The organism is Streptococcus mitis SK1080 (assembly GCF_000220085.1).
GTDB lineage: Bacteria > Bacillota > Bacilli > Lactobacillales > Streptococcaceae > Streptococcus > Streptococcus mitis_K.
In genome coordinates, this window is sequence record NZ_AFQV01000022.1 from 1 (window position 1) to 26,857 (window position 26,857).

Consider the following 26,857-nt stretch of genomic DNA (forward strand, 5'->3'; position numbering starts at 1 on the left):
AAATGTTTTACGGTTATGAGAAGTCGTTTCAGTCGCTTAAGCAATTGGAACAAGCTATTGTAGACTATATTGATTACTACAACAATAAACGAATTAAGGTAAAACTAAAAGGACTTAGCCCTGTGCAGTACAGAACTAAATCCTTCGGATAAATTAATTGTCTAACTTTTTGGGGTCAGTACTCAAAAACCTTGATACTATGCGTTTTGTTATAGTTTCCATACACATTAAGTAGAAATCTTTGAAACCAGTTCTTTTAATAACCATTGAATACCATATAGTACATTTGCCCCAAATATGATATAGGCCGTATAAATCAAGTATTTCGATTTTTCCCGCCTCAAAGAATAAATCTTGTACAAAATAGATAAATTTAAAATAATAAATAACAGAGACAAAATCTTCCCCCAAAAATCAATCATAAAAGTAGGCAGTCAAGCATAGTTCTAATCTTTATTTTCGATTCGAGATAACAAACTTATCAATAAATAGCAAGTGATATAATGCAAGTGTAATTCCAAATAAGCACCCATGATAAGAGATTTCTTGATGGGTAAGGGGGAAAAGAGTATCATTACCCGCCAAGAGGCATGTCAAAATAACAAATAAAATCCAAAATAAATCCGTCCATTTATATTTTGAAAAATATTTTTTCCACATAAAAACACCTTCTTTCCTACAATCATATTATAACAATTTATGTAAGCGAATACAAGAGATATGAGGTAATCAACTACGAAGAAATATAAGGCTGAAGACAGTAAAAACCAGCATTTTAAGCCTTAACTGTATCTAGGATTTCCCTATTTTTAGACAGAATTAACCAAAATCCACAGCATTTAAAAAAGCGAATTTCAATCGAAACTCGCTTTTTTACAAAATGTATTAGTATAAATTTGTATCTTAGTTCAAGTGCCAGATATCTTCGTTATACTGAGCAATTGTACGGTCAGATGAGAAGAACCCTGCTTTAGAAATGTTAACGATGACTTTATCCAACCATGCGTCACGGTCTTCGTAGTCAGCCAACATTTGCTCTTTCACTTTGATATAGTCTTCCAAGTCAAGAAGAGTCATGAACCAGTCTTTGTTGATCAATTCATTGTAAAGACGTTCCAAGCGCTCTTTGTTTCCAGCTGCAAGAACTGCATCGCTAACGATGAAGTCAACCAATGGTTTGATAGCTTTACGAGCGTAGAATTCGCTTGATTTGTAAGCTGCTTTTGCGTAAAGGTCGATAACAGTTTCTGAATCTTCACCGAAAATGTAGATGTTTTCGTCGCCAACCAACTCAGCGATTTCCACGTTAGCACCGTCCATAGTACCAAGAGTCAAAGCTCCGTTCAACATAAATTTCATGTTACCAGTACCTGAAGCTTCTTTAGAAGCAAGTGAGATTTGTTCTGAGATATCACATGCTGGGATAAGGAAGCTTGCTGCAGTAACGTTGTAGTTTTCAACCATAACTACTTGCAAGTGTGGAGCTACTGCTGGATCGTTAGCAATAACTTCTGACATGCAAAGAATCAAGTGGATGATGTCTTGAGCGATTGTGTAGGCTGGAGCTGCTTTACCACCAAAGAAGATTGTGATTGGGCGAGCAGGGATGTTACCAGCTTTGATATCAAGGTATTTGTGGATCACGTACAAAGCGTTCATTTGTTGGCGTTTGTACTCGTGAAGACGTTTGATTTGGATATCAAAGATAGAGTTTGGATTGATTTCCACACCTTGGTGTTCTTTCAAGTGACGAGCCAATTTACGCTTGTTGTGAGCCTTGATGCTTTCCAATTTTTCTTTGACAGCTGCTTTGTCTTCATAAGACAAGAGTTTTTCAAGCTCATCTGCTTCATGGTGCCAACCATCTCCAAGAATCTCATCCAAGTAGTGAGACAAGCTTGGGTTAGCATGCATGAGCCAACGACGGAAAGTGATACCGTTTGTTTTGTTGTTGAATTTTTCTGGGTAAAGGTCGTAGAAAGCTTTCAACTCAGAGTTCTTCAAGATTTCAGTGTGGAGTGCCGCTACCCCGTTAACACTGTATCCGTAGTGGATATCCATGTGAGCCATGTGAACACGTCCGCTCTCATCGATAATTTGAACAGCTGGATCTTTGTATTCTGCTTTCACGCGACGGTCCAATTCTTCGATGATTGGTACCAAGTGAGGAACCACTTCTTGCAAGAATTCAAGAGGCCATTTTTCAAGAGCTTCAGCAAGAATTGTGTGGTTAGTGTAGGCAGTCATGCTACGAACGATTGAGATTGCTTCGTCAAGCTCGATACCACGTGCAGTCAAAAGACGGATCAATTCAGGGATAACCATTGATGGGTGAGTATCGTTGATTTGTACAACTGCGTAGTCAGCAAGGTCATGCAAGTTGCTTCCTTTTTCGATTGCTTCGTCAATGATCAATTGCGCACCGTTTGAAACCATGAAGTATTGTTGGAAGATACGGAGCAATTCACCTTGACGGTCACTATCATCTGGGTAAAGGAAGAGAGTCAAGTTGCGAGCGATATCTGTCTTGTCAAAGCTGATACCGTCTTTAATAATAGAAGAATCAACTGAATCCAAGTCAAACAAACGCAAGCGGTTCTTCGTTTCTGTCTTGTAACCAGGAACATCAATATCATAAAGAGTTGATGTCAAAGTAAAGTCTGCAAATGGCACTTGGTAGCTACGGCTTGAGCGAACCAACCAGTTTTGCTCTGTCAACCATGCATTTGGAATTGTTTCTTGTTGGTTGTTTTTAAGAACTTGTTGGAAAAGACCAAAGTGGTAGTTAAGACCAACACCGTCACCATTCAAACCAAGAGTCGCAATTGAGTCGATAAAGCAGGCAGCCAAACGTCCCAAACCACCATTACCAAGAGATGGTTCCAATTCAACTTCTTCAACTTCGATCAAGTCTTTACCTGCAGCAGCAAGTTCTTTTTTGACATCGTCGTAAAGACCAAGGTTGATCAAGTTGTTTGACAAGAGTTTACCAATCAAGAACTCAGCTGAGATGTAGTAAACTTTTTTCTTACCAGTGTTAACTGGTTTTTGGCTACTTGCAAGCTTGCTGTAGTTAAGAAGAGCAAGGTAAAGCTCTTCATTGCTACATTCTGCAATGGTTTTATTGTAACGATTTTGTACAAATTCTTGTAGTGATAACATGTTTAAGATGTCTCCTGATATTGTATTATTTCTTTAATTCTACCAAATTTTCATTAATTCGGCGATAGATTGTTGTCAAGTCAAGCAAACCTTCCTCGACAGCTGGTGTCAATTGTTCTTCAGTCATACGCCAAGACCAGTTTCCACCAAGGGTAGATGGGAAGTTCATACGAGCTGTCTCATCCAATTCTAGCAAATCTTGCATAGTTGCAATTGCCATGAAGCTAACTGATGAAAAGACTGTACGAAGCATAGCATGTGGCACTGTTTCATACTCTTTACGGTTAGTGTAGCGAGCCATGTACTCACGAGTCGCATCATCAATCTCGTTACGGTACCAACCAAGAACTGTATTGTTATCGTGAGTTCCTGTGTACATAACTGAGTTAGCAGGTGCCAAGTGTGGGCTATCGATACTTTCGTCTTCTGGGTTGAAGGCAAATTGAAGAATCTTCATTCCTGGGAAGCCAGTACGTTCACGCAATTCGATAACTTCGTCTGTCATGAAACCAAGGTCTTCTGCGATGATGTTTAACTCACCAAGTTCTTCCTTAACGGCTGCAAAAAGCTTGTATCCTGGACCCTTCACCCACTCACCAGGTGCTGCTGTATCGGAACCAGCAGGGATTTCCCAGTAAGATTCGAAACCACGGAAGTGGTCGATACGAACGATATCGTAGATTTTGAAGCTTTCACGCAAGCGTTCAATCCACCATTTGTAGCCGTCTTTGTCCATTGCTTCCCAGTCATAGATTGGGTTACCCCAAAGCTGACCAGTTGCAGAGAACTCATCTGGTGGGCATCCTGCGATGCAAGTTGCTTTACCGTTGACATCTGTCTTGAAGAGATGTGGATTTGCCCACATATCGCTTGAATCTTCTGCTACGTAGATTGGCATGTCCCCAACGATTTCGATGTGGTTGTCGTTAGCATAAGCTTTCAATTTCAACCATTGTTGGAAGAAGAAGTACTGAGTCACACGGTGGTAAACCAACTTGTCTGCTAATTGCTCACGGTAGCTTTCAAGTGCTGAAGCTTTACGAGCACGAGCATCTGCATCTGGCCATTCTGTCCAAGCAAGATTTTCAAAATGCTCTTTGATAGCCATATACTCAGCAAAGAGCTCAAGCCATGATTGGTTGCCTTGAGCAAATTTCTCAAAATCTTTAACATCTCCGACTTCAAAGAAACGTTTCACCGCTTTTTCTAAAAGAGGACGACGTGCATAGTAAATCTTAGCATAGTCAACTTCAGACGCATCGCTACCAAAGTCAACTCCTTCAAGGTCACTTGCTTCCAACAAACCTTGCTCCACCAAGATATCCAAATCGATAAAATGAGTATTTCCTGCAAAGGCTGAGAAAGACTGGTAAGGAGAATCCCCGTAACTAGTTGTTCCTAGTGGAAGGATTTGCCAGTAACGTTGTTTTGTACGAACCAAGAAATCAACGAAGTCGTAAGCACTTTGACCAAATGATCCGATTCCGTATGCTCCTGGAAGAGAAGAGATGTGCATCAACACACCACTTTGACGTTTTTTCATAATAGCACCTCATGTGTTAAAATTAATGGAACGTTGCGTATTTTTGCAGACGCAAACGTTTGCGCTACTTATAAGTATACTCCTTTTCAAGCATAATTGCAAGCGTTTTTAAAAAACTTTTTTGATTATTTTTAAGGAGACTAACCCATTTTAGCAAAGATAACTTAAAACCATCTAATCCTAAAGTTTGACTCTCACGGGACAGTCTACAAAGCGCAAATCTTCCTTTAGAAAACTTTGATTTATATGCAAGGAGGCACAAACGTCTATAGAAAATAGATAGGAATTAGAAACAGGGAGATAGCCCCTCCTGATTTCCCTCTTTAGACAGATTCCATCTATTTTTTATTAAAAATACTGTATTCTTATCTATTTCACACTTTTCTTCTATTAAAAAGCAAAATCATGCTATCAAATCAAGCTTAAAAATTTTTTAAAATTTTTGACAAAAACACTTGCAACCGTTTTCTATTTGTGCTATACTAAGCTCATAAAGGAAAACGTTTGCGTTTCCTTATCAATAAAACTTGTTATTCTTTAGGAGGAATACACTATGTCATCTAAATTCATGAAGAGCGCTGCGGTGCTTGGAACTGTTACACTTGCTAGCTTGCTTTTGGTAGCTTGCGGAAGCAAAACTGCTGATAAACCTGCTGATTCTGGTTCATCTGAAGCGAAAGAAATCACTCTTTACGTTGAGGACCAATACAAAGCTTATGCTGAAACAGTAGCTAAAGCTTATAAAGAACAATCAGGAACAACAGTTAACATCAAATCTGGTGACCAAATGGGTGGGCTTGACAAACTTTCTCTTGACAACCAATCAGGTCAAGCTCCTGACGTTATGATGGCTCCATACGACCGTGTAGGTAGCCTTGGTACTGACGGACAACTTTCAGAAGTGAAATTGAGCGACGGTGCTAAAACAGATGATAAAACTAAATCTCTTGTAACAGCTGCTGACGGTAAAGTTTACGGTGCTCCTGCCGTTATCGAGTCACTTGTTATGTACTACAACAAAGACTTGGTAAAAGAAGCTCCAAAAACATTTGCTGACTTGGAAAACCTTGCTAAAGATAGCAAATACGCATTCGCTGGAGAAGATGGAAAAACTTCTGCTTTCCTAGCTGACTGGACAAACTTCTACTTTGCATACGGACTTCTTGCTGGTAACGGCGGTTACGTATTCGGACAAAACGGTAAAGACGCTAAAGACATCGGTCTTGCCAACGACGGCGCTATCAAAGGTGTAGAATACGCTAAAACTTGGTATGAAAAATGGCCTAAAGGTATGCAAGATACGGAAGGAGCTGGAAACCTAATCCAAACTCAATTCCAAGAAGGTAAAACAGCTGCTATCATCGATGGACCTTGGAAAGCTCAAGCCTTCAAAGACGCTAAAGTAAACTACGGTGTTGCAACTATCCCAACTCTTCCAAACGGAAAAGACTACGCAGCATTTGGTGGTGGTAAAGCTTGGATCATCCCATCAAGCACTAAGAACCTTGAAGCTGCTCAAAAATTTGTAGACTTCCTTGTTTCAACTGAACAACAAAAAGCCTTCTACGATAAAACTAATGAAATCCCAGCTAACACTGAAGCTCGTTCATACGCTGAAGGTAAAAATGATGAGTTGACAACAGCTGTTATCAAACAGTTCAAGAACGCTCAACCAATGCCAAACATCTCTCAAATGTCAGCTGTTTGGGACCCAGCTAAAACAATGTTGTTTGAAGCTGTAAGTGGTAAGAAAGATGCTAAAACAGCTGCTAACGATGCTGTAACATTGATCAAAGAAACAATCAAACAAAAATTTGGTGAATAAGAAATTTGTTCAAGGGGGGTGGAAATCAAATCCCCCTTTGAATTTATCAACGAAAACACAAATAGTTTAGGTTTTATCTAGAAACCAGTATCCTATGAAAGGAGTTATTATGGAAAAGCAACAACCTAGTAAAGCAGCCCTGCTGTCTATCATTCCTGGGTTAGGACAGATTTACAATAAACAAAAGGCCAAAGGTTTTATCTTCCTTGGTGTAACCATCGTATTTGTCCTTTATTTCCTAGCACTTGCAGCCCCTGAATTGAGCAACCTCATCACTCTTGGTGACAAGCCAGGTCGTGACAATTCCCTCTTTATGCTGATTCGTGGTGCCTTCCATTTAATCTTTGTAGTTGTTTATGTACTCTTTTATTTCTCAAATATTAAAGATGCACATACAACTGCTAAACACATTAATAATGGTATTCCAGTAGCACTTACCTTTAAAGAAATGGTCAAAGGAATCTATGAAAATGGCTTCCCTTACCTCTTGATCATTCCATCTTATGTTGCCATGACCTTCGCGATTATCTTCCCAGTTATCGTAACCTTGATGATCGCCTTTACTAACTATGACTTCCAACACTTGCCACCAAACAAATTGTTGGACTGGGTTGGTTTGACAAACTTTACAAACATTTGGAGCTTGAGTACCTTCCGTTCTGCCTTCGGTTCTGTTCTTTCTTGGACTATCATTTGGGCTTTATCTGCCTCAACTTTACAGATCGTGATTGGTATCTTCACAGCTATCATTGCTAACCAACCATTTATCAAAGGAAAACGTATCTTTGGTGTTATTTTCCTTCTTCCTTGGGCTGTCCCAGCCTTCATCACTATCTTGACATTCTCAAACATGTTTAACGATAGTGTCGGAGCTATCAACACTCAAGTTTTGCCAATCTTTGCTAAATTCCTTCCTTTCCTTGATGGGGCTCTTATCCCTTGGAAAACAGACCCAACTTGGACTAAGATTGCCTTGATTATGATGCAAGGTTGGCTTGGATTCCCATACATCTACGTTTTGACCTTGGGTATCTTGCAATCTATTCCTAACGACCTTTACGAAGCAGCTTATATTGACGGTGCTAATGCTTGGCAAAAATTCCGCAACATCACTTTCCCAATGATCTTGGCTGTTGCAGCACCTACTTTGATTAGCCAATACACCTTCAACTTTAACAACTTCTCTATCATGTACCTCTTCAATGGTGGAGGTCCTGGTAGTGTCGGAGGTGGAGCTGGTTCAACCGATATCTTGATCTCATGGATCTACCGTTTGACAACAGGTACATCTCCTCAATACTCAATGGCGGCAGCTGTTACCTTGATTATCTCTATCATTGTCATCTCAATCTCTATGATTGCATTCAAGAAACTACACGCATTTGATATGGAGGACGTCTAAGATGAATAACTCAATTAAACTCAAACGTAGACTGACTCAAACCCTTACTTACCTCTACTTAATTGGCCTATCAATCGTAATTATCTATCCACTTTTGATTACCATCATGTCAGCCTTTAAAGCAGGTAACGTCTCAGCCTTTAAACTAGATACTAATATCGACCTCAATTTTGATAACTTTAAAGGCCTCTTCACTGAAACCTTGTACGGTACTTGGTACCTCAATACTTTGATTATCGCCTTGATTACCATGGTTGTTCAAACAAGTATCATCGTACTTGCTGGTTATGCCTACAGCCGTTACAACTTCTTGGCTCGTAAACAAAGTTTGGTCTTCTTCTTGATTATCCAAATGGTGCCAACTATGGCCGCTTTGACAGCCTTCTTCGTTATGGCGCTTATGTTGAACGCCCTTAACCACAGCTGGTTCCTCATCTTCCTCTACGTTGGTGGTGGTATTCCAATGAATGCTTGGCTCATGAAGGGCTACTTCGATACAGTGCCAATGTCTCTAGACGAATCTGCAAAACTAGACGGTGCAGGACACTTCCGCCGCTTCTGGCAAATTGTTCTTCCACTTGTTCGCCCAATGGTTGCCGTACAAGCTCTCTGGGCCTTCATGGGACCTTTCGGGGACTACATCCTCTCTAGTTTCTTGCTTCGTGAGAAAGAATACTTTACCGTTGCCGTAGGTCTCCAAACCTTCGTTAGCAATGTGAAAAACATGAAGATCGCCTACTTCTCAGCAGGTGCTATCCTCATCGCCCTTCCAATCTGTATTCTCTTCTTCTTCCTACAAAAGAACTTTGTTTCAGGACTTACAAGTGGTGGCGACAAGGGATAATTTATCCCCGCCACCCTTTTTCATTTTGAAGCTTGTGACTATAAAACTATCCTTGTAACAAGCAATCTTTCTCCTAGACTTGAAATAAAGCGCATTTCTCTATATAATAATACTCATATAGAAAACACCTTTTAGAAAGATACCTATGCTTCCATATCCATTTTCCTATTTTTCAAGTATTTGGGGATTTCGTAAGCCCCTGTCCAAACGTTTCGGGCTCAACTGGTTTCAGCTTCTCTTTACCAGTATCTTCCTTATCAGCTTGTCTATGGTACCCATTGCCATTCAAAACAGCTCGCAGGAGACTTATCCGCTAGAAACCTTCATCGATAATGTCTATGAACCTCTGACAGATGGGGTTGTCCAGGACCTCTCTGAGCATGCTAGAATTGTTGATGGTAAATTAACTTATACAGGAACAGCTAGTCAAGCGCCTTCTCTTTTAATCGGTCCAAGTCAAAGTAAGGAGTTACCTAAGGACTTGCAACTGCATTTCGATACGAATGAGCTCGTCATCAGCAAGGAAAGTAAGGAACTGACCCGTGTCTCTTACCGAGCGATTGAGACTGAGAGTTTCAAAAGTAAAGATAGCTTGACCCAAGCCATTTCTAAAGACTGGTACCAGCAGAATCGTGTCTATATCAGTCTCTTCCTAGTTCTCGGTGCAAGCTTCCTCTTTGGTTTGAATTTCTTTATCGTCTCTCTAGGAGCTAGTCTTCTCCTTTATATCACTAAGAAATCACGCCTCTTTTCATTTAGGACCTTTAAAGAGTGCTACCATTTTATCTTGAACTGTTTAGGATTGCCGACTCTGATTACGCTTATTTTGGGATTGTTTGGCCAAAATATGTCAAACCTCATCACTATACAAAACATTCTTTTTGTCCTTTATCTGGTCACTATCTTTTATAAAACGCATTTTCGTGATCCAGATTACCATAAATAGGAGATTTTTATGCCCGTTACGATTAAAGACGTGGCCAAGGCTGCTGGTGTTTCACCTTCAACCGTAACCCGTGTTATTCAAAATAAATCAACCATTAGCGACGAAACAAAAAAACGCGTTCGCAAGGCTATGAAGGAGCTCAATTACCATCCCAACCTCAATGCTCGCAGCTTGGTAAGTAGCTATACTCAGGTGATTGGTTTGGTTCTTCCTGATGACTCAGACGCCTTCTACCAGAATCCTTTCTTTCCATCGGTTCTACGTGGCATCTCTCAAGTCGCATCTGAAAACCACTATGCCATTCAGATAGCAACAGGGAAAGATGAGAAGGAGCGTCTCAACGCTATTTCACAAATGGTCTACGGCAAGCGTGTAGATGGGCTAATCTTTCTCTATGCCCAAGAAGAAGACCCTCTCGTAAAACTCGTAGCAGAAGAACAGTTCCCCTTCCTTATCTTAGGTAAATCTCTATCTCCTTTCATCCCACTTGTCGACAACGACAATGTTCAAGCTGGTTTTGATGCAACCGAATATTTCATCAAAAAAGGCTGCAAACGCATTGCCTTTATCGGAGGAAGTAAAAAGCTCTTCGTGACCAAAGACCGTTTAACAGGCTATGAACAGGCGCTTAAACATTACAAACTTACCACTGACACCAATCGCATCTACTTTGCAGACGAGTTTCTGGAAGAAAAGGGCTATAAATTTAGCAAGCGATTATTCAAGCACGATCCACAAATTGATGCTATCATCACAACCGATAGCCTCCTAGCTGAAGGTGTTTGTGACTATATTGCCAAACACCAGCTGGATGTCCCTGTTCTCAGCTTTGACTCGATTAATCCTAAGCTCAATTTGGCAGCCTATATAGATATCAATAGCCTAGCCCTCGGACGCACTTCTTTAGAAACTATTCTCTGCATCATCAATGATTCTAAAGAAAATAGACAAATCTGCTACCGTCAGTTAATCGCCCACAAAATTATTGAAAAATAAAAACCAGCTCGCGCTGGTTTTTTTATCACTAATTTTCTGTTTCAACGAATCGTCCCAGAATATGAACATTCTCAGATACAGAGACAAAGGCGCCTGGATCCACCTGTTTCATAATCTGTTTAAATTCATTAAACTCTGCACGTGTAATGACAGTAATTAAAACTGCCTTTCTCTCGTGATTATAGGTTCCTTCTGCATCGTGGATCATGGTTGCTCCGCGGTGCAATTTTTTATGGATTTTCTCAATTACTTTATCTGGATGATTGGTCACAATCATGGCCTGCATGCGTTTTTGCTTGGTAAAGACGGCGTCTGTCACACGGCTAGAGACAAAGATGGTAATCATAGAGTAGAGAGCGTATTTCCAACCAAAGGTCAAACCTGCTATCAGCATGATGGTCCCATTTACCAAGAAAGAAATACTACCGACATTCTTACCCGTTTTCTTGCGAATGGTCAGGCTGACGATATCCGTCCCACCACTGGAGATATTGTTGCGAAGAGCAAAACCAATTCCCAAGCCCATGACAACGCCCCCAAAAAGGGCATTGATAATGGGATCCTCCGTCAAGGTCGCCACAGGGACAAACTGGATAAAGAAAGAACTCATGGATACCGTGATAAAGGTAAAGACGGTGAACTTATGGCCAATCTGATACCAGGCCAAGACCATCAAAGGGAAGTTAATGGCGTAAAAGGTTAGCGAAATCGGAATATGAAAACCAAACCAGTGATTACTCAAGGCAGAGATAATCTGTGCCAAACCTGTCGCACCACTCGAATACACATGCCCCGGTTGGAAAAAGAAATTGACCGCTACTGCTGATAGAAATCCATAGACCAGAGAGGCCGAAATCTTCTCGTCATACTTCTCACGAGAGATGCTTTGTAAGACACGTAAAATTTTTATCTGATGAGCAAAGCGGCGCAGATAATAGCGCCACCGCTTAATTCGTTTTGCTTGTTTCATCTTCTTCTACTTGTAAGCTGAGTTCCTCTAGTTGTTTGAGAGCTACTGTTGAAGGAGCTTGTGTCATTGGATCACTTGCCTTGTTGTTCTTAGGAAAGGCAATGACTTCACGGATATTTTCTTCTCCTGCTAAGAGCATCACAAAGCGGTCAAGCCCAATAGCCAAACCACCGTGTGGTGGGAAACCATAGTCCATGGCTTCAAGAAGGAAGCCAAACTGGTCATTTGCTTCTTCTGCTGAGAAACCAAGAGCCTTGAACATGCGTTCTTGAAGGTCTTTTTGGTTGATACGAAGGCTACCACCACCAAGCTCATAACCGTTCAAGACGATATCGTAAGCAATGGCACGAACCTTAGCCAAATCACCTTCTAATTCGTGAGCAGTTTCTTCCTGTGGAAGTGTGAATGGATGGTGGGCGCTCATGTAGCGGCCTTCTTCTTCAGACCATTCAAACATTGGCCAGTCAACCACCCAAAGGAAGTTAAATTTATCGTTATCAATCAAGCCAAGCTCTTTGGCAATACGTCCACGAAGGGCACCAAGAGTTGCATTGGCCACTTCAAGCGTATCTGCCACAAAGAGAACCAAGTCCTTATCTTCAAGAGCAAGCGCTGTTGTCAATTCTGCTTGGATGCCTGTCAAGAACTTGGCAACTGGTCCGTTTAATTCTCCATCCACAACCTTGACCCAAGCAAGACCTTTGGCACCATACTGTTTGGCTACTTCTGTCATCTTGTCGATGTCTTTACGTGAATAGTTGTCCGCAGCTCTTTTGACTACAATTGCTTTTACAGCAGGTGCTTCTGAAAAGACTTTAAAGTCTACACCTTTGACCACTTCTGTCAAGTCCTGAAGCAACATGTCAAAACGGGTATCTGGCTTGTCAGAACCGTAAAGAGCCATAGCGTCATCATATTTCATACGAGGGAATGGTAGCGTTACTTCGATGCCTTTTGTTTCCTTCATCACGCGGGCAATCAAACCTTCTGTGATATCTTGGATTTCTTGCTCAGTAAGGAAAGACGTTTCCAAGTCGACCTGGGTAAACTCAGGCTGGCGGTCACCACGCAAGTCCTCGTCACGGAAACATTTGACGATTTGATAATAACGGTCAAAACCAGCATTCATCAAGAGTTGTTTCGTGATTTGTGGACTTTGAGGAAGAGCGTAAAAATGCCCTTTATTAACACGAGATGGCACCAAGTAATCACGCGCCCCTTCAGGAGTTGACTTAGAAAGGAATGGTGTCTCCACGTCGATAAACTCCAACTCATCCAAGTAATTTCGGATAGAGTGGGTCACCTTAGCACGAAGTTTGAGATTTTCCAACATTTCTGGACGACGAAGGTCAAGGTAACGGTAACGCAAACGTGTATCGTCATTAGCCTCAATACCATCCTTAATCTCAAATGGTGTTGTCTTAGCTGTATTAAGCACTGTCAGAGCTGTCACGTTTAACTCAACTGCACCAGTTGGCAACTTATCATTGGCTTGCTCACGCGCAGCGACCTGACCAGTCACCTCGATAACAAATTCGCTACGAAGGCCTTCAGCTGTTGCCATAACCTCTGCAGATACTTTTTCAGGGTTGATAACCAACTGCATGATTCCTTCACGGTCACGAAGATCGATAAAGATCAAACCACCAAGGTCACGACGACGGCCAACCCATCCTTTCAAGGTTATTTCTTGTCCAATGTGTTCCTCACGAACACGACCAGCATACATACTACGTTTCATTGTTTCTCTCCTCTTTTATTCTGTTACTATTTTACCATAAAAGCGCAGGCTCTTCATGAAAATCAGCAGAAAAGTTTGCCTGTCTTTAAAAATCCAGTGACGACCATAAAAATTAGCGCCCATACAAAAATCCGATGAACTTCACCGGACTCTTTTATTTTGAATTGTTGCCTACTTTACGCTTTTCAGCGATTTCAGCTGCCTTTCGAGGCAAGACAATCTCCGTTGTGTAAGCTGTCCCAAAACGCCAGATACCAGCAATAGGGGCAAAGACCACTGCTAGGTGGCTATAGAAGAAATCACCTTTGAAGGCATAAGCTAATCCCCCAATGATGAAAAATAGAACGACTGCTTGAATCACTGCTAATAAAATTACTCGTTTCATGTGACCTCCTGACTCTATTATAGCATGAGTATCATCAAAAAGCCGACTAAATTATTCAAAGCGTGGAGAGAAATACTGTAGACCAGACCTTTTCTGCTAATATAGGCCAATCCCAAACTAAAACCAAGGCTAAAATAGACAAAAAATTGTTGCACATCACCTGGGAAATGAATCAAGGTAAACAGAACACTGGATACCAGAAGAAAAATCAGAGTTTGTTTACTATTGTCCTGCTTAGGAAAGAGATAGCGTGCCAGCATCCCTCTAAAGATAAGTTCTTCCGTCAAAGGAGCAAAAATAACGACCGCAAAGAATGAGAAAAGTGGTTGAGACAAGGTCAAGTCTATCGCTATTTGCTGATTTACTGAAGGATCATTTGGCAAGAAAAACTGGACAACCAGAGATAAGAACCAAACCAAGGCAGGAAGCCAAATAAATCGGTTGAAGCCACTCTTCTCAATACGAACAGGACCTTTCTGATACCATTTGTAAATGCCGTACACATAAACTCCAGCCAAGGCCACATAGAGCAAGGTCACAGCATAGGGTGAAGCGCCTAAGGCAAGCGACGTAGTCGCGAGCACCTGAATGAAGCCATAGATGAATAAAAAGGATAGAATGGCTAGAAGAAACCAGCCAAGGTTTTTAAGTAGTTTCATAAAGTTCTCCTATCTTGCTTTATAGCTGTTTTTCAATACAAAGAGGTTTGCTATTCCTAACACAAGTACCCAGGCAAGTAACATACCAATATTAGAAAAAGATATTTCTCCACCTTTTTTATTTAAAAGATTTACAATAGGACCAACGAACGAGTAATCCAACACTTTCTGAACCGTATCATTTTGAGAAGCAATCATGGGTAAAATAGAGACAATTAACATAGGAAAGATACTATAGACTTGCGCTTTAGATTGAGTATCTGACACCCCACCGATTAGAAGGTTGAGAAAAATAATACAAATAGTTGCTAGGAGCAAATAGATAGCATAGGCAAATAAATAACCAGATACATCTACTTTAAGATAGATGGGAAGTACAATCATAGCAACCAACATTATCAAAATAGGTAGAACGAGCATACTAATAGTATATTCTGTTGCTGTCACACCACTTAGAATGAGTGATTTGAGATTTCGTTTTTCCTTATCTTCTGCCATCATAATCGATACCATATAACCACTTCCCATGCTCAAGACCATCGTCAAGCTAGCAGATAGTAAAAATAGGCTCAATTGTCCATTCTTATTTGACAATTCATTATATAGAACAGCAATACCAAAAGGCATCAATAAAGTTGCTAACAAAGATGAATTGCTAATAAGGACTTGTAATCTTAACCATAGTAGTGCATTTAATTTTCTAAACATCTAACTTTTCTCCTGTCAATCTGATAAAGATTTCTTCTAGTGTCGGCTCACAAGAGTGAACCACCATCAAATCTGTCGTGTCTAAATGTGGCAATTCTTCAAATGGAACTATCTGTTCTCGTCCATCGTTATAAACCACATGTACTTTCTTATCCACATGGTACTTCTGGATAATGTCTTGTGGACTTCCATACTCTATTAAATTACCCTTATTTAAAAGAGATAAGCGATCACAAAGCAGAGTTGCTTCATGCATATCATGCGTGGTCAGAAAGATAGTTGTCCCCGCCTGCTTTAATTCTTGAAGTAGGGTATGAATCATCTTAGATGTTGTAGGGTCTAAGCCACTGGTTGGCTCATCTAGAAAGAGAATCTTAGGTGCATTCAGAAGGGCACGGGCTAAGAACATTCGTTGTTTCATTCCAGTAGATAGTTTTTCTGCGATGATGTCTTTAGCATCTGCCAATCCAACCTGTTGGAGCACCTGATTTACTCTATCTGACTTGAGACCATATAACTTAGCGTAAATGAGCAGATTTTTGTAAAGACTCATCTTTTCATAAAAACCACTGCCATCACTAACAATACCAATTTGTTCCAAATCATTTGAGGTTAAATCTTGAGAATTCTTGCCTAACAAAACTGTTTTACCTTGATCTGCAGCCAACTGACCTGTTAAGACATTGATCATGGTTGTTTTACCTGAGCCAGAAGGGCCAAGAAAACCAAAGATTTCTCCCTCCTTAATCTCAAAAGAAATCTGATGAAGAGCTTTTTTGCTCCCAAAACTTTTGCTTACATTTTCAACACGAATCATAGAAACTCCTTTATTTGAAATAACGTTTCACCATAGGTAACTGCATCACATTAATATAAATATGGATGGCTCCTACAAGCAAGAAGGCTAGTAACTGAATCTCTCCTGTCAGTAAAGAAAAGAGAGCAATCAGAAAGTAGAGACCTGGCAAGACATAGTTATTTAATTGGAATAAAATCCGAAAACTCTGTTCCAAATTAGCCTTGCGCTCCCCTTCATCGTAAGAATCGAAATGCTCCAAGATATCCTTTGGTGTAGAGAAAAACACCAAACCAATCTGACGAACAATCGCAATAGTCTTAAAAAGATAATTTTGAGCATTGAAAACCAACACTAATCCCAAAAAGGAAAGGGATAAGGTTATATGGCTTATATCGAGTACAATTACTTCACTTCCTGAAATGAAGAGAGCCAATAAAATCGCTACGCTTGCACTATTAAAAGCAATAGTTCCAAACTCGAGATTCCGATACATCTGCACATAATAGGCTTCATTCAGATCATCATCCATTTCCTCTTGATACAAGGAGTGAAATTTTCTGCTTTTCTTTAGGAAATTGAACGTCAAAAGAAGACTAATGAAACCTATCAGTAAACAAATAGCTGATATCCATGGTATCAAGACTTTCACATCTAACATAATTTCGTGGGATTCGGCACGTGCCTTAAACATCCCTACAAACATGCCCAAGAAACCTCCCAAGACAACAGACATTAAAAATAACAACAATCCACGTTTATTTTTCTTTTTCATATTCATTCTCCTTATTCACTTGCTAGATTTTTGGATTTCTTTTCAATCCAGTCAATTACTGGGATGAGGGCAAAATAGGCCCAAATAAATTGGTCACTTTGATATGGATTAAACCAGCCTAAGTCCATCCCAATCAATAGAAACACGCTGACTAATAGAGCTATGGCAACTACATAATAGATTACTTTATACTTGTTCATCATTTTTCTCCTTTTTCTTCAACCGATTGAAAATGGACAAGAGGACTAAGTTAATCCAAAACAAATACTTACTTTCAACAAAATAGAACCAACCCAGTAATGTTCCAATCATAGCAAAGGCATTCACAATAAGGGCAAGAACACTCATATAATAAACCACTCTATACATGTTCATCACTCATCTTCCTCCAAGCGAAATACCGATTCGACTGTTTCATTGAAAATCTGAGATATTTTCAAGGCAATCACAACGGACGGGGTGTATTCGTCCCGTTCTAATAGGCTAATGGTCTGTCTGGAAACCTCTGCTAGCTTAGCTAGTTCGGTTTGATTGAGGCCATCGCGAGCCCGCAGCTCTTTTAGACGATTTTTTAGTTGCATGTTACACACCTACTTTCCGTCAAATTCAACGGTTTGGATATCCTCAATGCGTTGTAGTTTGAATTTTTCTTTTCCTTTTTTATCAACACGACGTAGTTTGACCCATTCCTCGTCAACATCTACAACTTCCCAGTTGTCTGTTCCAAAAACTTGTCCAACGATTGTCGGTGTTTTCCCAATCAATTCTTTTAAAATTCTTGACATTTCTTTATTTCCTTTCTGTTTTTGCTCAATTCTTTTGATTTTATTCTCTAGTTTCTTGACCTTTTGGGAATGGTAGATATAATACATAATCACAAGAGGTACAAATCCTAATGCCCACATAATCGTTCCTTTCTCCTTTTCTCTTAACTTGCTTATATTGTAACACATCTTTTTCTTTTTGACAAGCATATTTGTCAAAAAGTTTATTATTTTTGTCATTTTGCAAAAGAAAAAGGTCAGGATTGGGTTCCTGACCAGTCTTTCTGTTATTAAAATCCTAGTTTTTCAAAGATTTCTGAGAAGTTTTGGCTGATTGTCTCAAGTGACACTTGCAATTCTTCTCGGGTTTGGTTGTTCTTGACCGTTACTTGTCCGCTTTCGACTTCGCTCTCTCCTAGGGTGATAAGGGTCTTAGCAGCAAAGACATCAGCTGACTTGAACTGAGCTTTGAGCTTACGGTTGAGGTAATCACGCTCTGCTTTGAATCCTTGTTGGCGAAGGGCTTGTACCAACTCCAAGGCCTTGACATTTGCCCCTTCTCCTAAAACTGCTATATAGACATCTAGGGCGTTTTCGATAGGGAGGGCCACACCTTGCTTTTCAAGAATGAGAAGCAAACGCTCTACACCAAGTCCAAAGCCAAATCCAGCGGTTTCTGGGCCTCCAAAGTAAGCAACCAAACCATCGTAGCGACCACCCGCACAGACGGTCAGGTCATTGCCCTCAATCTCAGTGATAAACTCGAAAATCGTGTGGTTGTAGTAGTCCAAACCACGCACCATATTGGTATCGATGATGTAGTCTACTCCAAGATTTTCCAACATCTGACGCACAGCATCAAAATGAGCCTGGCTTTCTTCATCAAGGAAGTCCAAGATAGAAGGCGCATTCTCTACAGCTACCTTGTCTTCTTTTTCCTTAGAGTCCAAGACACGGAGAGGATTTTCCTCCAAGCGACGCTGGCTATCCTTAGACAAGGTCTCCTTGAGCGGTGTCAAATAGTCAATCAAGGCTTGGCGGTAGGCCGCACGACTCTCAGGATTGCCAAGAGTGTTGAGGTGCAATTTGACACCTTGGATACCGATTTCCTTCAAGAAATGGGCTGCCATCGCGATGGTTTCCACATCGGTAGCTGGATTGCTAGAGCCAAAGCACTCAACCCCAATCTGGTGAAACTGGCGCAAACGCCCTGCCTGTGGACGCTCATAACGGAACATCGGTCCCATGTAGTAGAACTTGCTTGGCTTTTGCACTTCTGGGGCGAAGAGTTTATTTTCCACATAGGAACGGACAACGGGCGCAGTTCCTTCTGGACGGAGGGTAATATGACGGTCACCCTTGTCATAGAAATCGTACATTTCCTTGGTTACGATATCCGTTGTATCTCCGACAGAGCGACTGATAACCTCGTAATGCTCAAAAATAGGCGTGCGCACTTCTGCATAGTTGTAGCGCTTGAAAATCTCACGGGCAAAGCCCTCAACGTACTGCCATTTGGCAGATTCAGCAGGCAAAATATCCTGCGTTCCTTTTGGTTTTTGTAATTTCATAGGGAATCCTCTTTAAACTTAATAGTCTTATTTTACCATAAATAGAGGGATTAAAACAGTGAGAGAAGAAAATCTCAAGAGAGTCTTTTCAGAAAATTTATCAAAAACTTGCCAAATTGTCAGAATTATGAGAAAATAGAGGATATTTATCACGTGGAGGGACTGTAATGAGAGACGATATCAAAATCAATGACCGCGCTTTAGCCTTGCAAGACCAAATTATCGAAAAACTAGAGAAGGTTTTTGATACAGATGTGGAATTGGATGTGTACAATCTAGGGCTGATTTATGAAATCAATCTAGACGAAACAGGCCTCTGCAAAATTGTCATGACCTTCACCGATACTGCCTGCGATTGTGCCGAAAGCCTGCCTATCGAAATCGTGGCAGGTCTGAAACAAATCGAGGGTATCGAAGATGTCAAGGTTGAAGTTACCTGGTCGCCTGCTTGGAAAATCACACGAATCAGTCGCTACGGCCGTATTGCCCTTGGACTGCCACCTCGTTAAGCAGGTAAATTACTTTTGAAGATGAAAAAAAGCAAGCCGAAGTTGGCTTGCTTTTTGAGTTTATTTTTTACCTGACTTGTCCATATTCCAGAAGTCTGTCACGGCTCCGCGTGAAGCAGATGATACGATATGGGCGTATTTACCGAGGACACCACGGCTGTAAAGTGGTGGCAAGGTTGTTTCTGCCTTACGTTTTTCAAGTTCTTCTTCAGATACGGCCATGGAAATTTCTTTGGTATCTTGGTCAACCGTAACGATATCGCCTGTACGAAGGTAGGCAATTGGTCCACCATCCTGAGCTTCAGGAGCGATATGTCCAACAACCAGACCATAAGTACCACCAGAGAAACGGCCATCCGTCAAGAGGGCAACCTTATCTCCTTGGCCTTTACCAACGATCATTGATGAAAGTGACAACATCTCAGGCATACCAGGACCACCTTTAGGTCCAACGAAACGAACAACGACTACATCGCCATCAACGATTTCATCTGTCAGAACGGCCTGAATAGCATCTTCTTCTGAGTCAAAGACCTTAGCTGGACCAACGTGACGACGCACTTTAACACCTGATACCTTGGCAACCGCACCGTCAGGGGCAAGGTTCCCGTTCAAGATGATAAGCGGACCGTCTGCACGTTTTGGATTTTCAAGTGGCATGATAACTTTTTGACCTGGTGTGAGGTCTGCAAAGTCAGCCAAGTTCTCAGCAACAGTCTTACCAGTACATGTGATGCGATCTCCGTGAAGGAAACCATTTGCCAACAAGTACTTCATAACCGCAGGGACACCACCGACTTCGTAGAGGTCTTGGAAGACATACTGACCAGAAGGTTTCAAGTCGGCCAAGTGAGGCACACGTTCTTGGATCGTATTGAAGTCCTCAAGTGACAAGTCAACATTAGCGGCATGGGCAATAGCAAGCAAGTGAAGAGTGGCATTTGTAGAACCACCGAGAGCCATGGTTACAGTAATGGCATCTTCAAAGGCTTCACGAGTCAAGATATCTGACGGTTTGAGACCGAGTTCCAACATCTTAACAACAGCACGTCCTGCTGCTTCGATATCTTCTTTCTTATCAGCTGATTCAGCTGGGTGAGATGAAGACCCTGGCAAACTCATACCGAGAACTTCAATAGCAGTCGCCATGGTATTAGCAGTGTACATACCACCACAGCCACCAGGTCCAGGGCAGGCATTACATTCAAGACGTTTCACGTCCTCAGCCGTCATGTCACCGTGGTTCCATTTTCCGATACCTTCAAAAACAGAAACCAAGTCAATATCTTTGCCATCAAGATTTCCCGGTGCAATAGTTCCACCATAGGCGAAAATAGCTGGAATATCCATATTAGCAATAGCAATCATAGATCCAGGCATGTTCTTGTCACAGCCACCGATAGCAACAAAGGCATCCACGTTGTGGCCACCCATAGCCGCTTCGATTGAGTCTGCAATGATATCACGAGATGTCAAAGAGAAACGCATACCAGGCGTTCCCATAGCAATCCCGTCCGCTACAGTGATAGTTCCAAACTGCACAGGCCAAGCACCTGCCGATTTGACACCTTCTTTAGCCAATTTCCCAAAATCATGCAAGTGAATGTTACATGGTGTATTTTCCGCCCAAGTCGAAATCACTCCCACAATCGGTGTTTCAAAGTCCTTATCTGTCATACCAGTCGCACGAAGCATAGCACGGTTTGGCGATTTAACCATGCTGTCATAAATGCTACTGCGGTGACGTTTATCTAATTCAGTCATTTGTTCCCTCCCATTTCAGTTTTTACTATTATAGCACATTTTAAAGGCAATGAACAGAAGAAAATTCTTGAATTTTCAGAAAATTCTATACAGCAATCTTTTCTTTAAAAATATTCCATTTATTTCTTGACTTTATAAATTAACGTGATATCATTTAGATATCAAATAATAGGAGGTCATTCTTATGACTGAAAAACTAATCAATTCAAAACCAAATGGTGTATTCGCATTGATTCTCATTGAGTTGACAATCGTACTTGGTATCTTTATATTGATAATGGGTGCTGGTTCGGAAAACATTTTTGGAATTATTATCGGACCTTTACTAATCGTAATTGCAGCGCTAACTCATGCTGGTTTAAAAGTTGTCAAACCTCAAGAAGCTCTGGTTCTGACACTCTTTGGTAACTATACAGGTACCATCAAAGAACCTGGTTTTTACTTTGTCAATCCCTTCAGCGTAGCAGTCAACCCTGCAAACCACACTCGACTTGGACAAAGTGGTGATGTTAGCACAAAATCTCCTTTGTCAGGAATGAAATCATCAAATGGCAATGATGTAAACATTGAAATTGGTAAGAAACAGATTTCCCTCAAGGTTATGACCTTGAGCAATTCTCGTCAAAAAATCAATGATTGCTTAGGAAATCCTGTAGAAATCGGGATCGCGGTAACTTGGAGAGTTGTTGATACAGCCAAAGCAGTCTTCAACGTTGATAACTACAAAGAATATCTTTCATTGCAATGTGATAGCGCCCTCCGTAACATTGTCCGCATCTATCCTTACGATGTGTCTCCTAATGTGGATACTACGGGTGACGGCCAAGCCGATGAAGGTAGTCTCCGTGGCTCTAGCGAAATTGTTGCTAACCGTATTCGCGAAGAAATCCAAAGTCGCGTTGAGGATGCTGGCTTGGAAATCCTTGAAGCACGTATCACTTACCTAGCTTATGCACCAGAAATTGCTGCTGTCATGCTTCAACGCCAACAAGCATCTGCCATTATTGATGCCCGTAAGATGATTGTGGATGGTGCTGTAGGAATGGTTGAAATGGCACTAGAACGACTCAATGAAGGGGAATTGGTAGAGCTTGACGAAGAACGAAAAGCTGCCATGGTTTCAAATCTCCTTGTCGTTCTTTGTGGCAATCATGATGCACAACCAATTGTCAACACAGGAAGTCTTTACTAAAGATGGCTGAAGCTAAAAAAAAGCAGATCCCCCTTCGACTCTCAACAAAGTTATACGCTGCACTCGCATCATGGGCAGAAGACGACTTCCGATCAGTCAATGGGCAAATCGAGTATCTCCTCACAGAATGTGTCAAGCAACGGAAGAAAGACGGAAAATACGTATCAGAAACCATTGACGAACCATTTGAGATTGATATTTAACACCTTCTCCTGTCTGCTAGGACTGACAGGAGAATTTTTTCATCTTTTTTTGTCAAGTAACTTTACTTTACAAAAAAAATGTGTTATCCTAGTATAGTTGATGAAAATCAGTAGATTGAATCGAATATAAATACCTAAAGGAGAAATCAAAATGGCAGTACCTGCACGTCGCACTTCAAAAGCGAAGAAAAACAAACGTCGTACACACTACAAAGTAACAGCTCCATCTGTAAACTTTGACGAAACTACTGGAGATTACTCACGTTCTCACCGTGTATCACTTAAAGGATACTACAAAGGACGTAAAATCGCTAAAGCTGCATCAGCTGAATAATAGAAGGGAGATACCATGCGCGTAAATATTACACTTGAACACAAAGAATCTGGTGAACGCTTGTACCTTACTTCTAAAAACAAACGTAACACTCCAGACCGTCTTCAATTGAAGAAATACTCACCAAAACTTCGCAAACACGTTGTGTTTACAGAGGTTAAGTAAGCATTCAATACGAATCAATACAGAAGAAAAACGCTATTCAAGCGTTTTTTCTTTTTGTTAATTTCAATACATTTCAATAAAAATCAACCGAATCACTACCTTTTTCACTACCTTTTTTGAAATAAGAATATTGATTCAGACAATTAAAAGCAAGAGGAGAAGAGGCTGGGCAAAAAGTCTTTAATACTCAATGAAAATCAAAGAGCAAACTAGGAAGCTAGCCACAGGTTGCTCAAAACAGTGTTTTGAGGTTGTGGATAGAACTGACGAAGTCAGCTCAAAACACCGTTTTGAGGTTGCAGATAGAACTGACGAAGTCAGTAACCGTACTACGGCAAGGCTAAGCTGACGTAGTTTGAAGAGATTTTCGAAGAGTATAAAATCAGAAAAACACATAGTATCAATCCTTGAATGAACTGCACCCTAAAAGTTAGACAGAAAAAATCTAACTTTTTGGGGTCAGTACAAAGCCTGCGTTTTTTATATATAAAAATTTTACACATTTCTCTTGACAGGGCTTTCTTTTAGATGTACAATGTATGTGTAGAAAAATTATATATAAAAATCTTATACATTAGAAAAGGAGGTTTCCCATGTACTTCCCAACATCCTCTGCCTTGATTGAATTTCTCATCTTGGCCGTACTGGAAAAAGGGGATTCTTATGGTTATGAGATTAGCCAAACCATTAAGCTGATCGCTAATATCAAAGAATCCACACTCTATCCCATTCTCAAAAAATTGGAAGGCAATAGCTTTCTGACAACCTATTCTAGAGAGTTCCAAGGTCGCATGCGCAAATACTACTCCTTGACAAATGGTGGTATAGAACAGCTCTTGACCCTAAAAGATGAATGGGCACTCTATACAGACACCATCAATGGCATCATAGAAGGGAGTATCCGCCATGACAAGAACTGAATACCTGACTCAGCTAGAACTCTATCTCAAAAAACTGCCTCAGGCTGACCAAATTGAAGCCATGGACTATTTCAGGGAACTCTTTGACGATGCTGGAGTCGAAGGAGAAGAAGAACTCATTGCCAGTTTGGGAACTCCCAAAGAAGCAGCCCACGAAGTTCTATCCAATCTTCTCGATAAAAAAATCAATGAAGCACCCGCTCAAAAGAATAACCGACAAATTTTGCATATCGCCTTGTTAGCTCTCCTTGCAGCACCCATCGGTATTCCTCTGGGAATCGCCATCCTCGTGTCCCTGTTCGCAATCCTTGTGGCAGCCTTGACTGTCATCTTGGCTTTCTTTGCGGTTTCCATACTTGGTATCATCGGCGGATTCCTATTTTTAGTTGAAAGTTTCACTGTCCTCGCCCAAGCCAAATCAGCCTTTATCTTGATTTTCGGTTCTGGTTTACTGGCTATCGGTGCTTCTTCACTAGTCTTACTAGGTATTTCCTATGTAGCCCGCTTCTTCGGCCTACTCATTGTTCGCCTGGTGCAATTTGTTCTCAAAAAAGGAAAGAGAGGTGACCAGCATGCGTAAATTGACAAAAGGATTTCTCATTTTTGGTGTGGTGACTACCATTATCGGCTTTATCCTGCTCTTTGTAGGGATCCAATCTGACGGGATTAAGAGTCTGCTTGCCATGTCCAAGGAGCCTGTCTATGATAGTCGGATGGAAGAGTTGACCTTTGGCAAGGAAGTCGAAAACCTAGAGATTACTCTCCATCAACACGCACTGACCATCACAGACTCTTTCGATGATCAAATCCACATTTCTTACCATCCATCTCTTTCTGCTCACCATGATCTTATCACAAATCAGAACGATAAAATGCTGACCCTCACTGATAAGAAACTGTCTGAAACTCCATTTCTCTCTTCTGGAATTGGCGGGATTCTCCATATCGCAAGCAGCTACTCTCGTCGTTTTGAAGAAGTTATTCTCCAATTACCAAAAGGAAGAAGTCTAAAAGGGATTAACATCTCAGCCAATCGTGGACAAACCACCATCATAAATGCCAGCCTTGAAAATGCGACCCTCAATACCAATAATGCCTATCTCCTCCGAATTGAAGGAAGTCGTATCAAAAACAGTAAACTCACAACCCCTAATATCATTAATATCTTTGATACAGACCTTACAGATAGTCAGCTAGAGTCAACAGAACATCACTTCCACGCTGAAAATATCCAAGTCCATGGTAGGGTTGAACTGACTGCCAAATATTATCTCAGAATCATCCTAGACCAGAAAGAGAGCCAACGAATTAACTGGGACATCTCAAGCAACTATGGTTCTATCCACGAATTCACAAGAGAAAAGCCTGAATCAAGAGGCACGGAATTAAGCAACCCTTACAAAACTGAAAAAACCGATGTCAAGGATCAACTCATTGCTAGATCTAATGATGATATTGAACTAATATCCACACCAAGCAGACGTTGACAAAAACGCTTACATCTGCTACTATGGAAGCATATTTATCTAACTAAAAAGGAGGTTCTACCATGAAACAAGAATGGTTTGAAAGTAATGATTTTGTAAAAACAACAAGCAAGAACAAGCCTGAAGAGCAAGCTCAAGAGGTTGCAGACAAGGCTGAAGAAACGATAGCCGATCTCGATACACCAATTGAAAAAAATACTCAAGTAGAGGAGGAAGTCTCTCAAGCTGCAGTCGAACTGGAAAACCAGCAAGAAGAGAAAATTGAAACTCCTGAAGGCGGTGAAGCGAGAACAGAAATAGAAGAAAAGAAAGCATTAGATTCTACTGAAGAAGATCCAGACCTTTCTAAAGAAACAGAAAAAGCCACTATAGCTGAAGAGAGTCAAGAAGCACTTCCTCAGCAAAAAACAATCTTGAAAGAGCCTCTTCTTCTCAGTAAATCCTTAGAAAGTCCTTATATCCCCGACCAAGCTCCAAAATCTACGGATAGATGGAAAGAGCAAGTACTTGATTTTTGGTCTTGGCTAGTGGAGGCTCTCAAATCTCCTACAAGCAAGCTTGAAACAAGTAGCACACACAGCTACACAGCCTTTCTCTTGCTCATTCTGTTTTCTGCATCTTCCTTTTTCTTTAGTATCTACCATATCAAACATGCTTACTATGGACATATAGCAACTATGCATAATCACTTCCCTGAACAATTTGCTTCATTAAATCTCTTTTCGATTATCTCTATCCTAGTAGCGACAACGCTCTTCTTCTTTTCATTCCTCTTGGGTAGTTTCGTCGTGAGACGATTTATCTACCAAGAAAAGGACTGGACGCTGGAAAAGATTCTCCAACAATATAGTCAACTCTTGGCAATTCCAATCTTCCTCACTGCCATTGCTAGTTTCTTTGCCTTCTTTGATAGCCTACGATTTTCAGCCCTTTTGTGTGTGATTAGCATTGGAATCATTCTGCTTGCTAGCCTTCATATCATTACAAGACCGAGTCAAGCAAGTGAAAGCGACTCTTTCTATCAGTTATTCTTGTCTGTCCTTGTGAACGGAGTCATTATCCTCCTCTTCTTTGTAGCTGAAGTGGCACTGATTGGAGATTATCTTCGTATCTTGGCCTTTCTTTAAACTTCAATCCTGTCTTTCATGGCAGGATTTTTCTATGCCAAAAAGCAAGTCGATTGACCTGCTTCTACT

The 26,857-nt window shown here is 40.9% G+C and carries 31 protein-coding genes; 15 read left to right on the forward strand and 16 right to left on the reverse strand.

Annotated features, from left to right (window positions below):
* The coding region (locus HMPREF9957_RS12745) for an IS3 family transposase (RefSeq protein ID WP_000499236.1) at window positions 1-152 on the forward strand (152 nt) is incomplete at its 5' end.
* A gap of 301 nt (window positions 153-453) precedes the next feature.
* On the opposite strand, the gene HMPREF9957_RS13615 is transcribed toward HMPREF9957_RS12745, so the two are convergent.
* The 3 genes from HMPREF9957_RS13615 to malQ form a co-directional block, all read right to left on the reverse strand.
* Entirely contained in the window at window positions 454-660 is a 207-nt protein-coding gene (locus HMPREF9957_RS13615; protein ID WP_000265675.1) for a hypothetical protein, read from the reverse strand.
* Window positions 661-903: 243 nt separating this feature from the next.
* A complete protein-coding gene (gene glgP / locus HMPREF9957_RS09110) occupies window positions 904-3,162 on the reverse strand; it encodes a glycogen/starch/alpha-glucan family phosphorylase (protein ID WP_000950149.1) in 2,259 nt (752 codons plus the stop codon).
* Window positions 3,163-3,187: 25 nt separating this feature from the next.
* Window positions 3,188-4,705, reverse strand: coding sequence for a 4-alpha-glucanotransferase (gene malQ, locus HMPREF9957_RS09115; protein ID WP_000747304.1), 1,518 nt, complete (start codon window positions 4,703-4,705; stop codon window positions 3,188-3,190).
* 553 nt (window positions 4,706-5,258) lie between these two features.
* Here malQ and HMPREF9957_RS09120 point away from each other — a divergent pair.
* The 5 genes from HMPREF9957_RS09120 (at window position 5,259) to HMPREF9957_RS09140 (ending at window position 10,718) form a co-directional block, all read left to right on the forward strand.
* A complete protein-coding gene (locus HMPREF9957_RS09120; RefSeq protein ID WP_000095473.1) occupies window positions 5,259-6,530 on the forward strand; it encodes an extracellular solute-binding protein in 1,272 nt (423 codons plus the stop codon).
* Between the two features lie 109 nt (window positions 6,531-6,639).
* The gene (locus HMPREF9957_RS09125) at window positions 6,640-7,932 is read left to right on the forward strand and encodes a sugar ABC transporter permease (protein WP_000414962.1); all 1,293 of its coding nucleotides are present in this window, start codon (window positions 6,640-6,642) and stop codon (window positions 7,930-7,932) included.
* Between the two features lies 1 nt (window position 7,933).
* Window positions 7,934-8,776, forward strand: a complete 843-nt coding sequence (locus tag HMPREF9957_RS09130; protein ID WP_001065648.1) for a sugar ABC transporter permease — start codon at window positions 7,934-7,936, stop codon at window positions 8,774-8,776.
* A gap of 145 nt (window positions 8,777-8,921) precedes the next feature.
* Window positions 8,922-9,722: a DUF1189 domain-containing protein gene (locus HMPREF9957_RS09135; RefSeq protein WP_000938254.1), complete on the forward strand. Its 801-nt coding sequence runs from the start codon at window positions 8,922-8,924 to the stop codon at window positions 9,720-9,722.
* Window positions 9,723-9,731: 9 nt separating this feature from the next.
* The gene (locus HMPREF9957_RS09140) at window positions 9,732-10,718 is read left to right on the forward strand and encodes a LacI family DNA-binding transcriptional regulator (protein ID WP_001145441.1); all 987 of its coding nucleotides are present in this window, start codon (window positions 9,732-9,734) and stop codon (window positions 10,716-10,718) included.
* Between the two features lie 28 nt (window positions 10,719-10,746).
* On the opposite strand, the gene HMPREF9957_RS09145 is transcribed toward HMPREF9957_RS09140, so the two are convergent.
* The 12 genes from HMPREF9957_RS09145 to hisS form a co-directional block, all read right to left on the reverse strand.
* Window positions 10,747-11,688: a YitT family protein gene (locus HMPREF9957_RS09145; protein ID WP_000806276.1), complete on the reverse strand. Its 942-nt coding sequence runs from the start codon at window positions 11,686-11,688 to the stop codon at window positions 10,747-10,749.
* Entirely contained in the window at window positions 11,666-13,429 is a 1,764-nt protein-coding gene (gene aspS / locus HMPREF9957_RS09150; protein WP_000830863.1) for an aspartate--tRNA ligase, read from the reverse strand. Before aspS ends, HMPREF9957_RS09145 begins: the two co-directional genes overlap by 23 nt.
* A gap of 154 nt (window positions 13,430-13,583) precedes the next feature.
* Entirely contained in the window at window positions 13,584-13,814 is a 231-nt protein-coding gene (locus tag HMPREF9957_RS09155) for a hypothetical protein (RefSeq protein WP_000832195.1), read from the reverse strand.
* A gap of 17 nt (window positions 13,815-13,831) precedes the next feature.
* Window positions 13,832-14,473: a CPBP family intramembrane glutamic endopeptidase gene (locus HMPREF9957_RS09160; RefSeq protein ID WP_000771203.1), complete on the reverse strand. Its 642-nt coding sequence runs from the start codon at window positions 14,471-14,473 to the stop codon at window positions 13,832-13,834.
* Window positions 14,474-14,482: 9 nt separating this feature from the next.
* Window positions 14,483-15,181: an ABC transporter permease gene (locus HMPREF9957_RS09165; protein ID WP_000488845.1), complete on the reverse strand. Its 699-nt coding sequence runs from the start codon at window positions 15,179-15,181 to the stop codon at window positions 14,483-14,485.
* Complete coding sequence (locus tag HMPREF9957_RS09170; RefSeq protein WP_000621675.1) at window positions 15,174-15,998, reverse strand: ABC transporter ATP-binding protein; 825 nt, start codon at window positions 15,996-15,998, stop codon at window positions 15,174-15,176. The genes HMPREF9957_RS09165 and HMPREF9957_RS09170 overlap by 8 nt, the downstream gene beginning before the upstream one ends.
* Window positions 15,999-16,008: 10 nt before the next feature.
* Window positions 16,009-16,752 carry a DUF3169 family protein gene (locus HMPREF9957_RS09175; protein ID WP_000728781.1) on the reverse strand — a complete coding sequence of 248 codons (744 nt, stop codon included), beginning with the start codon at window positions 16,750-16,752 and terminating at the stop codon, window positions 16,009-16,011.
* A gap of 11 nt (window positions 16,753-16,763) precedes the next feature.
* Window positions 16,764-16,952, reverse strand: a complete 189-nt coding sequence (locus HMPREF9957_RS09180; protein ID WP_001046131.1) for a hypothetical protein — start codon at window positions 16,950-16,952, stop codon at window positions 16,764-16,766.
* A complete protein-coding gene (locus HMPREF9957_RS09185) occupies window positions 16,939-17,127 on the reverse strand; it encodes a hypothetical protein (protein ID WP_001057637.1) in 189 nt (62 codons plus the stop codon). Before HMPREF9957_RS09185 ends, HMPREF9957_RS09180 begins: the two co-directional genes overlap by 14 nt.
* On the reverse strand, window positions 17,127-17,333 hold the full coding sequence (locus HMPREF9957_RS09190) for a helix-turn-helix transcriptional regulator (RefSeq protein ID WP_001176233.1): 207 nt from the start codon (window positions 17,331-17,333) through the stop codon (window positions 17,127-17,129). The genes HMPREF9957_RS09185 and HMPREF9957_RS09190 overlap by 1 nt, the downstream gene beginning before the upstream one ends.
* Window positions 17,334-17,342: 9 nt before the next feature.
* Window positions 17,343-17,756: a hypothetical protein gene (locus HMPREF9957_RS0102525; protein ID WP_419992009.1), complete on the reverse strand. Its 414-nt coding sequence runs from the start codon at window positions 17,754-17,756 to the stop codon at window positions 17,343-17,345.
* A 50-nt stretch (window positions 17,757-17,806) separates the two neighbouring features.
* Window positions 17,807-19,087, reverse strand: coding sequence for a histidine--tRNA ligase (hisS, locus tag HMPREF9957_RS09195; protein ID WP_000775853.1), 1,281 nt, complete (start codon window positions 19,085-19,087; stop codon window positions 17,807-17,809).
* 167 nt (window positions 19,088-19,254) lie between these two features.
* On the opposite strand from hisS, the gene HMPREF9957_RS09200 reads away from it, so the two are divergent.
* Window positions 19,255-19,596: a metal-sulfur cluster assembly factor gene (locus tag HMPREF9957_RS09200; RefSeq protein WP_001204052.1), complete on the forward strand. Its 342-nt coding sequence runs from the start codon at window positions 19,255-19,257 to the stop codon at window positions 19,594-19,596.
* Window positions 19,597-19,656: 60 nt separating this feature from the next.
* On the opposite strand, the gene ilvD is transcribed toward HMPREF9957_RS09200, so the two are convergent.
* Window positions 19,657-21,360, reverse strand: coding sequence for a dihydroxy-acid dehydratase (gene ilvD / locus HMPREF9957_RS09205; RefSeq protein WP_000137343.1), 1,704 nt, complete (start codon window positions 21,358-21,360; stop codon window positions 19,657-19,659).
* A gap of 184 nt (window positions 21,361-21,544) precedes the next feature.
* Here ilvD and HMPREF9957_RS09210 point away from each other — a divergent pair, with 184 nt between their 5' ends.
* The 8 genes from HMPREF9957_RS09210 (at window position 21,545) to HMPREF9957_RS09240 (ending at window position 26,788) form a co-directional block, all read left to right on the forward strand.
* On the forward strand, window positions 21,545-22,552 hold the full coding sequence (locus HMPREF9957_RS09210; protein ID WP_000136834.1) for an SPFH domain-containing protein: 1,008 nt from the start codon (window positions 21,545-21,547) through the stop codon (window positions 22,550-22,552).
* 2 nt (window positions 22,553-22,554) lie between these two features.
* Complete coding sequence (locus HMPREF9957_RS0102530; RefSeq protein WP_000796544.1) at window positions 22,555-22,755, forward strand: type II toxin-antitoxin system antitoxin; 201 nt, start codon at window positions 22,555-22,557, stop codon at window positions 22,753-22,755.
* A 151-nt stretch (window positions 22,756-22,906) separates the two neighbouring features.
* Window positions 22,907-23,089 (forward strand): 50S ribosomal protein L32, encoded by a 183-nt coding sequence (gene rpmF, locus HMPREF9957_RS09215; protein ID WP_000290417.1) that lies wholly within the window; start codon window positions 22,907-22,909, stop codon window positions 23,087-23,089.
* Window positions 23,090-23,104: 15 nt separating this feature from the next.
* Window positions 23,105-23,254 carry a 50S ribosomal protein L33 gene (gene rpmG, locus HMPREF9957_RS09220; protein WP_001265622.1) on the forward strand — a complete coding sequence of 50 codons (150 nt, stop codon included), beginning with the start codon at window positions 23,105-23,107 and terminating at the stop codon, window positions 23,252-23,254.
* A gap of 593 nt (window positions 23,255-23,847) precedes the next feature.
* Window positions 23,848-24,174 (forward strand): PadR family transcriptional regulator, encoded by a 327-nt coding sequence (locus HMPREF9957_RS09225; RefSeq protein WP_000273854.1) that lies wholly within the window; start codon window positions 23,848-23,850, stop codon window positions 24,172-24,174.
* Window positions 24,161-24,754 carry a DUF1700 domain-containing protein gene (locus HMPREF9957_RS09230; RefSeq protein ID WP_000198700.1) on the forward strand — a complete coding sequence of 198 codons (594 nt, stop codon included), beginning with the start codon at window positions 24,161-24,163 and terminating at the stop codon, window positions 24,752-24,754. Before HMPREF9957_RS09225 ends, HMPREF9957_RS09230 begins: the two co-directional genes overlap by 14 nt.
* Window positions 24,747-25,661: a DUF4097 domain-containing protein gene (locus tag HMPREF9957_RS09235; protein ID WP_001229051.1), complete on the forward strand. Its 915-nt coding sequence runs from the start codon at window positions 24,747-24,749 to the stop codon at window positions 25,659-25,661. The genes HMPREF9957_RS09230 and HMPREF9957_RS09235 overlap by 8 nt, the downstream gene beginning before the upstream one ends.
* Window positions 25,662-25,723: 62 nt before the next feature.
* Window positions 25,724-26,788, forward strand: a complete 1,065-nt coding sequence (locus tag HMPREF9957_RS09240; protein ID WP_000808450.1) for a DUF6574 domain-containing protein — start codon at window positions 25,724-25,726, stop codon at window positions 26,786-26,788.
* Window positions 26,789-26,857: the final 69 nt, after the last annotated feature.

What these genes read in the sequence shown, in the direction of transcription:
- HMPREF9957_RS0102525 (WP_419992009.1), bottom strand. Translation starts at nt 17,756, where the DNA reads ATGACAAAAATAATAAACTTTTTGACAAATATGCTTGTCAAAAAGAAA.
- HMPREF9957_RS13615 (WP_000265675.1), bottom strand. Translation starts at nt 660, where the DNA reads ATGTGGAAAAAATATTTTTCAAAATATAAATGGACGGATTTATTTTGG.
- HMPREF9957_RS09145 (WP_000806276.1), bottom strand. Translation starts at nt 11,688, where the DNA reads ATGAAACAAGCAAAACGAATTAAGCGGTGGCGCTATTATCTGCGCCGC.
- ilvD (WP_000137343.1), bottom strand. Translation starts at nt 21,360, where the DNA reads ATGACTGAATTAGATAAACGTCACCGCAGTAGCATTTATGACAGCATG.
- HMPREF9957_RS09200 (WP_001204052.1), top strand. Translation starts at nt 19,255, where the DNA reads ATGAGAGACGATATCAAAATCAATGACCGCGCTTTAGCCTTGCAAGAC.
- glgP (WP_000950149.1), bottom strand. Translation starts at nt 3,162, where the DNA reads ATGTTATCACTACAAGAATTTGTACAAAATCGTTACAATAAAACCATT.
- HMPREF9957_RS09175 (WP_000728781.1), bottom strand. Translation starts at nt 16,752, where the DNA reads ATGAAAAAGAAAAATAAACGTGGATTGTTGTTATTTTTAATGTCTGTT.
- HMPREF9957_RS09160 (WP_000771203.1), bottom strand. Translation starts at nt 14,473, where the DNA reads ATGAAACTACTTAAAAACCTTGGCTGGTTTCTTCTAGCCATTCTATCC.
- HMPREF9957_RS09165 (WP_000488845.1), bottom strand. Translation starts at nt 15,181, where the DNA reads ATGTTTAGAAAATTAAATGCACTACTATGGTTAAGATTACAAGTCCTT.
- hisS (WP_000775853.1), bottom strand. Translation starts at nt 19,087, where the DNA reads ATGAAATTACAAAAACCAAAAGGAACGCAGGATATTTTGCCTGCTGAA.
- HMPREF9957_RS09125 (WP_000414962.1), top strand. Translation starts at nt 6,640, where the DNA reads ATGGAAAAGCAACAACCTAGTAAAGCAGCCCTGCTGTCTATCATTCCT.
- rpmG (WP_001265622.1), top strand. Translation starts at nt 23,105, where the DNA reads ATGCGCGTAAATATTACACTTGAACACAAAGAATCTGGTGAACGCTTG.
- HMPREF9957_RS09230 (WP_000198700.1), top strand. Translation starts at nt 24,161, where the DNA reads ATGACAAGAACTGAATACCTGACTCAGCTAGAACTCTATCTCAAAAAA.
- HMPREF9957_RS09170 (WP_000621675.1), bottom strand. Translation starts at nt 15,998, where the DNA reads ATGATTCGTGTTGAAAATGTAAGCAAAAGTTTTGGGAGCAAAAAAGCT.
- HMPREF9957_RS09240 (WP_000808450.1), top strand. Translation starts at nt 25,724, where the DNA reads ATGAAACAAGAATGGTTTGAAAGTAATGATTTTGTAAAAACAACAAGC.
- HMPREF9957_RS09120 (WP_000095473.1), top strand. Translation starts at nt 5,259, where the DNA reads ATGTCATCTAAATTCATGAAGAGCGCTGCGGTGCTTGGAACTGTTACA.
- HMPREF9957_RS09210 (WP_000136834.1), top strand. Translation starts at nt 21,545, where the DNA reads ATGACTGAAAAACTAATCAATTCAAAACCAAATGGTGTATTCGCATTG.
- HMPREF9957_RS09135 (WP_000938254.1), top strand. Translation starts at nt 8,922, where the DNA reads ATGCTTCCATATCCATTTTCCTATTTTTCAAGTATTTGGGGATTTCGT.
- HMPREF9957_RS09185 (WP_001057637.1), bottom strand. Translation starts at nt 17,127, where the DNA reads ATGAACATGTATAGAGTGGTTTATTATATGAGTGTTCTTGCCCTTATT.
- HMPREF9957_RS09180 (WP_001046131.1), bottom strand. Translation starts at nt 16,952, where the DNA reads ATGAACAAGTATAAAGTAATCTATTATGTAGTTGCCATAGCTCTATTA.
- aspS (WP_000830863.1), bottom strand. Translation starts at nt 13,429, where the DNA reads ATGAAACGTAGTATGTATGCTGGTCGTGTTCGTGAGGAACACATTGGA.
- rpmF (WP_000290417.1), top strand. Translation starts at nt 22,907, where the DNA reads ATGGCAGTACCTGCACGTCGCACTTCAAAAGCGAAGAAAAACAAACGT.
- HMPREF9957_RS09225 (WP_000273854.1), top strand. Translation starts at nt 23,848, where the DNA reads ATGTACTTCCCAACATCCTCTGCCTTGATTGAATTTCTCATCTTGGCC.
- HMPREF9957_RS0102530 (WP_000796544.1), top strand. Translation starts at nt 22,555, where the DNA reads ATGGCTGAAGCTAAAAAAAAGCAGATCCCCCTTCGACTCTCAACAAAG.
- HMPREF9957_RS09190 (WP_001176233.1), bottom strand. Translation starts at nt 17,333, where the DNA reads ATGCAACTAAAAAATCGTCTAAAAGAGCTGCGGGCTCGCGATGGCCTC.
- HMPREF9957_RS09140 (WP_001145441.1), top strand. Translation starts at nt 9,732, where the DNA reads ATGCCCGTTACGATTAAAGACGTGGCCAAGGCTGCTGGTGTTTCACCT.
- HMPREF9957_RS09155 (WP_000832195.1), bottom strand. Translation starts at nt 13,814, where the DNA reads ATGAAACGAGTAATTTTATTAGCAGTGATTCAAGCAGTCGTTCTATTT.
- HMPREF9957_RS09130 (WP_001065648.1), top strand. Translation starts at nt 7,934, where the DNA reads ATGAATAACTCAATTAAACTCAAACGTAGACTGACTCAAACCCTTACT.
- HMPREF9957_RS09235 (WP_001229051.1), top strand. Translation starts at nt 24,747, where the DNA reads ATGCGTAAATTGACAAAAGGATTTCTCATTTTTGGTGTGGTGACTACC.
- malQ (WP_000747304.1), bottom strand. Translation starts at nt 4,705, where the DNA reads ATGAAAAAACGTCAAAGTGGTGTGTTGATGCACATCTCTTCTCTTCCA.